General features: G+C 69.9%; 5 protein-coding genes. All 5 read left to right on the forward strand.

All coding sequences use genetic code 11. The features are described from left to right. Positions 1–16 precede the first annotated feature (16 nt). Complete coding sequence (locus tag ACVOK1_RS13745; protein ID WP_481562396.1) at positions 17–805, forward strand: enoyl-CoA hydratase/isomerase family protein; 789 nt, start codon at positions 17–19, stop codon at positions 803–805. Between the two features lie 210 nt (positions 806–1015). After that, positions 1016–1909 (forward strand): hydroxymethylglutaryl-CoA lyase, encoded by an 894-nt coding sequence (locus tag ACVOK1_RS13750; protein ID WP_481562397.1) that lies wholly within the window; start codon positions 1016–1018, stop codon positions 1907–1909. Then, a complete protein-coding gene (locus ACVOK1_RS13755) occupies positions 1906–4500 on the forward strand; it encodes a sensor domain-containing protein (RefSeq protein WP_481562398.1) in 2595 nt (864 codons plus the stop codon). Before ACVOK1_RS13750 ends, ACVOK1_RS13755 begins: the two co-directional genes overlap by 4 nt. Positions 4501–4618: 118 nt before the next feature. Then, a complete protein-coding gene (locus ACVOK1_RS13760; protein ID WP_481562399.1) occupies positions 4619–5389 on the forward strand; it encodes an SDR family NAD(P)-dependent oxidoreductase in 771 nt (256 codons plus the stop codon). Positions 5390–5437: 48 nt separating this feature from the next. Further along, positions 5438–6004, forward strand: a complete 567-nt coding sequence (gene yeiP, locus ACVOK1_RS13765) for an elongation factor P-like protein YeiP (RefSeq protein WP_079221730.1) — start codon at positions 5438–5440, stop codon at positions 6002–6004. Positions 6005–6112: the final 108 nt, after the last annotated feature.

Consider the following 6112-nt stretch of genomic DNA (forward strand, 5'->3'; position numbering starts at 1 on the left):
GTAACCCCGGAATCCCATGAACGATGCTTTGCTGATCGAGCGCGATGGCGCCGTCCTGACCCTCTGGCTGAACCGGCCGGAGCTGCACAATGCCTTCGACGCGAGCCTGATCGCCCGCCTGACCGTTGCCCTGGAAGCCGCCGGCCGCGACCCGGCGGTGCGGGTGGTGGTGCTGGCCGGCCACGGCGCGTCCTTCTCCGCCGGTGCCGACCTGCAGTGGATGCGCGGCATGGCCGCCGCCAGCGAGGCCGAGAACCGCGAGGATTCACTGGCCCTGGCACGCCTGATGCGCACCCTGGACGAGCTGCCCAAGCCGACCCTGGCCCGGGTCCATGGCGCAGCCTTCGGTGGCGGCGTCGGCCTGGTCGCCTGCTGCGACATCGCCATCGCCACCAGCGCGGCCCGTTTCGGCCTGACCGAGAGCCGCCTTGGGCTGCTGCCGGCGGTGATCTCGCCCTACGTGATCGAGGCCATCGGCCCACGCCAGGCCCGCCGATGGTTCGCCACCGGCGAGCACTTCGATGCGGAAACCGCCCTGCGCATCGGCCTGGTCCACCAGCTGGTCGAGCCCGAGCGCCTGGACGACGCCGTGCAGCGCCAGCTGGCCCTGCTGGACAAGGCGGGCCCGATCGCCTCGTCCTCGGCCAAGGAACTGGTCCGCCAGGTCCGCGACAGCCACGACCGTGACACCCTGGACCGCGACAATGCCGCCCTGATCGCGCGCCTGCGGGTGTCGGCCGAGGGCCAGGAAGGGCTGGGCGCCTTCCTCGACAAGCGCGCCCCGCACTGGGTGACGGAGGCCTGATCTGCCCCGACGGCAACGAACATCGCGGCCGTCTGCCACCACTTCAACTGATTCCCGCACAGGAATGTGGCCGCTTTCGCGGCCGACCTGCGTATCCCTGTTGGCAGCCCGGTGGAGACCGGGCCGCCCCCGTTCTCCAGGAACCCCCGTGATCGCACCCGCTTCCGCACCTGCCGCCCGCCCCACCCTGCCCGCCATGGAGGTGCGCCGATGAGCGATTTCGTCCGCATCGTGGAAGTGGGCCCGCGTGACGGTCTGCAGAACGAAAAGCAGGCGGTAGCCACCGCCGACAAGATCGCCCTGATCGACCGCCTGTCCGCCACCGGCCTGCGCACCATCGAAGCGACCAGTTTCGTCAGCCCGCGCTGGGTTCCGCAGCTTGCCGATGCGGCCGAGGTCTATGCCGGCATCGACCGCCGTCCCGGCATCGCCTACCCGGTGCTGGTTCCCAATGAGCAGGGCTATGACCGTGCGCGCGCCGTGGGCGTACAGGAAGTGGCGGTGTTCACCGCCGCCTCCGAGGCCTTCAACCGCACCAACACGAATGCCGGCATCGACGAGTCCCTGGCCCGCTTCGCGCCGATCCTGCGCCGTGCCGCCGAGGACGGCGTGCGCGTGCGCGGCTACGTCTCCACCGTGCTGGGCTGCCCCTACCAGGGGGAGGTGCCGCTGGCCGACGTGGTGCGCGTGGCCCGTGCCCTGCATGAGATGGGCTGCTACGAAATCTCGCTGGGCGACACCATCGGCGTCGGCACCCCGCACAAGGCGCGGGCCATGCTGAAGGCGGTCGCCGCCGAGATTCCGATGAGCGCCCTGGCCGTGCACTTCCACGATACCTACGGCCAGGCCATCGCCAACATCGCCAGCTGCCTGGAGGAAGGCGTGCGCGTGGTCGACAGTGCGGTGTCCGGCGCCGGCGGCTGCCCCTATGCCAAGGGCGCCAGCGGCAACGTGGCCAGCGAGGACGTGGTCTACCTGCTGCAGGGCCTGGGCCTGGAATGCGGCGTGGACCTGCCGGCCCTGGCGGAAACCGGGCGCTGGCTGGCCGGCCTGCTGGGTCGCGCCACCGCAAGCCGGGTCGGGCAGGCCCTGGCGGCGACATGAACGACAGCGGCCCGCGCGACGTCCCGGCCTACGGCGAAGCATCCGCCGTGACCGACGACGCGCTGGCCGCACTGCAGGCCGCGCTGGCGGGCGCCCCGCCCGCCGCGCAGGCCCGCCTGCTGCGCCAGGCGATGGAGGCACTGATCGACGCGCGCCTGCGCATGGGCGAGGCACAGGAACGCTACGCCGCCCTGTTCGATGCGGTGCCCGACCCGGTCAGCATCCTCAGCGCCGACGGCGTGGTGCTGGACGTCAACCGCGCCGGCGTCCACGCCTACGACCGCCCCCGCGAGGCCATCGTCGGCCAGCCGATCGAACTGCTCAATCCCGACCTGCCCAGCGACCACCTGCAGCCGGTCTGGGAAGCGTTGAACCGCGGTGACACCTATGTCATCGAAGTGACCAACATGCGCGGCGATGGCAGCCGCTTCCCGGTGGAGGTGCATTCGGCCGGCTTCCAGGACCACGGCCAGCCCTGCATCGTGGCCGTGGCGCGCGACCTGAGCGGCCGCTGGCGCGCCGAATCGCGCTACCGCCTGCTGATGGAATCGATCGACAAGGGCGTGATCCTGTTCGACCGCAACCTGCGGGTGATCTCGGCCAACCCGGCCGCGCACCGCGTCCTCGGCATCACCAGCAACGGCAATGCCTTCGACGCCCTGCTCGACCCCGAGGCCTGGCTGATCGTCGACGAGCACGGCAACACCCTCACCCAGGCACAGTGGCCGACCATCCGCTGCTTCCAGGCCGGGCGGGTCATCCGCAGCACGATCATCGGCCTGTACCACCGCCCGCGCGGGCGCATGCTGTGGCTGTCGACCACCAACGTGCCGGTGTTCGGCACCGGCTGCGACCAGGCCGACCATGTCTATTCGATGTTCAGCGACATCACCGAGCTCAAACGCAACAACCTGCTGTTCGCGCGGGCGCAGTCGCTCGCGCACATCGGCGGTTGGGAATGGGACCGCAGCCTGCAGCGCCTGTACCTGACCGATGAGGCCCGGCGCATTGTCGGCCAGCCCGACGACCTGCAGGACATGACGGACCTGCTCGACTGCCTGCGCAGCGATGACCGCGCCTCCCTGCAGCAGGCCCTGGCCGACACCATCGAACACCGCAGCAGCTTCAGCCTGGAGCTGCAGGGCCAGCGCCGCGACGGCCACTCGTTCTGGATCCGGATGATCGGCGAGGTCTCCACCGGTGATGTCGATGCCGCGCGCATCACCGGCACCGTGCAGGACATCACCGAACGCAAGCAGGCCGAAGAGACCCTGCGCGTCCAGGCGCGCACCGACCCGCTGACCGGCATCATGAACCGCGATGCGGTGCTCACCGATCTCGGCGTGCGCATGGGCAGCCCGGGCCACGACCGGGTGGCGGTGCTGTACATTGACCTGGACCGCTTCAAGGTGGTCAACGACCTGCTCGGCCACAACGCCGGCGACGAGCTGCTGATCGAAGCGACCCGGCGCATCGCCACGGCCATCGGCACCGAAGGCCTGCTCGCCCGCTTCGGTGGCGACGAGTTCCTGGTGATCTGCGACCTGCGCGACCAGCCCGACCAGGCCGAGCAGCTGGCCGAGCGCATCACCGCCGCGTTCTCCTCGCCCTTCCAGCTGGGCAGCGACGAATTCCAGGTCACCGCCAGCATCGGCATCGCCAAGGCCCCGGGCGACGGCGACCGCCCGCAGCAGCTGATCCAGAATGCCGACACCGCCATGTACGAGTGCAAGCGCCGCACCCGCAACGGCTGGCACGTGTTCTCGCAGGAACTGGCCGAGCGCCAGAACGACCGCTTGCAGATCGAGAGCCGGCTGCACAAGGCGCTGGACGGCGATGAGTTCCGCCTGGTCTACCAGCCGCAGATCAACCTGCGCACCGGCGCCATCACCGGCTGCGAGGCGCTGATGCGCTGGCACAACGGCCAGCTGGGGCAGATGCGCCCGGACCTGTTCATCGGCCACGCCGAGCACACCGGCGACATCGTGCGGATCGGCCAGTGGGCGCTGCGCGAGGCCTGCCGGCAGGTGCGGCAATGGCAGGATGATGGCCTGGAGACGATGCGGGTAGCGGTCAACCTGTCCTGGCGGCAGTTCGTCGGCGAGGACCTGGCCCGCTGGGTACGCCAGGTGCTGGACGAGTTCGAGCTGCCCGGCACGGTACTGGAGCTGGAGTTCACCGAGCGGGTGCTGATCGAGGACGCGCCGGACACCCTGCGCACCTTCGCCCGCCTGCGCGAGATGGGCGTGATGCTGACCATCGACGACTTCGGCGAGGGGTACAGCGCGCTGAACTACCTGCGCCGGCTGCCGATCCACGGCCTGAAGCTGAGCCAGCTGTTCGTCGAGGGCATCCCGCGCAACCGCTCGGACGTGGCGGTGTGCGAGGCGGTCTGCGCGATCGCCCGCAGCCTGGGCCTGGGGGTGGTGGCCGAGGGCGTGGAAACCGAAGCGCAGCGCCAGTGCCTGCTGGGCCTGGGGGTGACCATCGGCCAGGGCTTCCTGTTCGCCCCGGGCCTGCCCGCCGGCGAGTTCGAGCGGCGGCTGCGCGGGCGCGACCCACCCGGCATGTCCCGGGGCGTCGCCGAGTAGAGCCAGGCCATGCCTGGCTGCGGTGCATCGAGGCGCATGACGCTTTGCAGCAGCGCACAACGGCGCGCGCCGTGGCTTCCGTTAGAATCGGCGGTTCTCGAACCTGCAGGACCGTTCAATGCAGCTGTCTTCCGTACGTGCCGTGATCACCGGCGGCGTTTCCGGCCTCGGCCTGGCCGTGGCCCAGCACCTGGTCGCCAACGGCGGCAAGGTCGCCCTGTTCGATCTCAACGACGACAAGGGCGCGGCCGCCGTGGTCGAGCTGGGTGCTAACAAGGCCCGCTATTTCAACGTCAACGTCAGCGATGAGGCGGCGGTGGCCGCGGCCATCGACCAGGCCCACGACTTCCTTGGTGGCCTGAACGTGGCGATGAACTGCGCCGGCATCCTTGGCGCCAGCCGCGTGCTGGGCAAGGAGGGTCCGATGCCGCTGGCCGGCTTCCAGGGCACGGTGATGGTCAACCTGGTCGGCAGCTTCAACGTGGCCAAGGCCGCGGCGAACCGCATGCAGCACAACGAGGCCGGCGACGACGGCGAGCGCGGCGTGATCATCAACACCGCCAGCATCGCCGCCTACGAAGGCCAGATCGGCCAGGCCGCCTATGCCGCCAGCAAGGGCGGCGTGGTGTCGATGACCCTGCCGATGGCCCGCGAGCTCTCGCGCTTCGGCATCCGCGTCAATACCATCGCCCCGGGCGTGTTCTGGACGCCGATGGTGGACGGCATGCCCGAGGCCGTGCAGCAGTCGCTGGCCGCCTCCATCCCGTTCCCGTCGCGCCTGGGCAAGCCGGACGATTTCGCCAGCCTGGTCGGTTTCATCCTCGGCAACACCTACCTCAACGGCGAGACCATCCGCCTGGACGGCGCTACCCGCCGCGCTCCGATTTGATTCCCCCCGGGCGCCGGGACGGCGCCACCCCCAACGACCAACAACATCATGAAAGCCAACGACATCAAGAAGGGCAACGTCGTCGAGTACAACAACGGCGTGTACCAGATCCGCGACATCGAGCGCAGCTCGCCGCAGGGCCGCGGCGGCAACGTCCGCTTCCGCTTCATCATGTACAGCGTGCCGGGCGGCAACAAGCTCGATGCCAGCTTCGATGCCGACGACAACCTGGTCGAAGTCGAACTGCTGCGCCGCCAGTCCACCTATTCGTACAAGGACGGCGATGCGTTCGTGTTCCTCGATGATGAGGACTACACCCCCTACACCCTCGACGCCGACGTGATCGGTGACGACGCCGGCTACATCACCGACGGCCTGACCGGCATCTACGTGCAGGTGATCGACGAGCAGCCGGTGGCGATCCAGCTGCCCGCCTCGGTCGTGCTGGAAGTGATCGAGACCCCGCCGGAACTGAAGGGCGGCACCGCAACCAAGCGCCCGAAGCCGGCCAAGCTGAACACCGGCATCGAAATCATGGTGCCGGAGTACATCGCCAACGGTGAACGCGTGCTGGTGAACACCGCCACCGGCGAATTCGCCGGCCGCGCCGACTAAGTGTCCCGGGGGGGGCGCGGCGCGCGGGCCGGCGCCCCCGGGCTGCGGCGCGGACCGGGGAGCAGCGGGGGCCGGGGGTGTGAGGGGGGGGGGGGAGGCGCCGCGGTG

The organism is Stenotrophomonas sp. STEN087 (assembly GCF_056759115.1).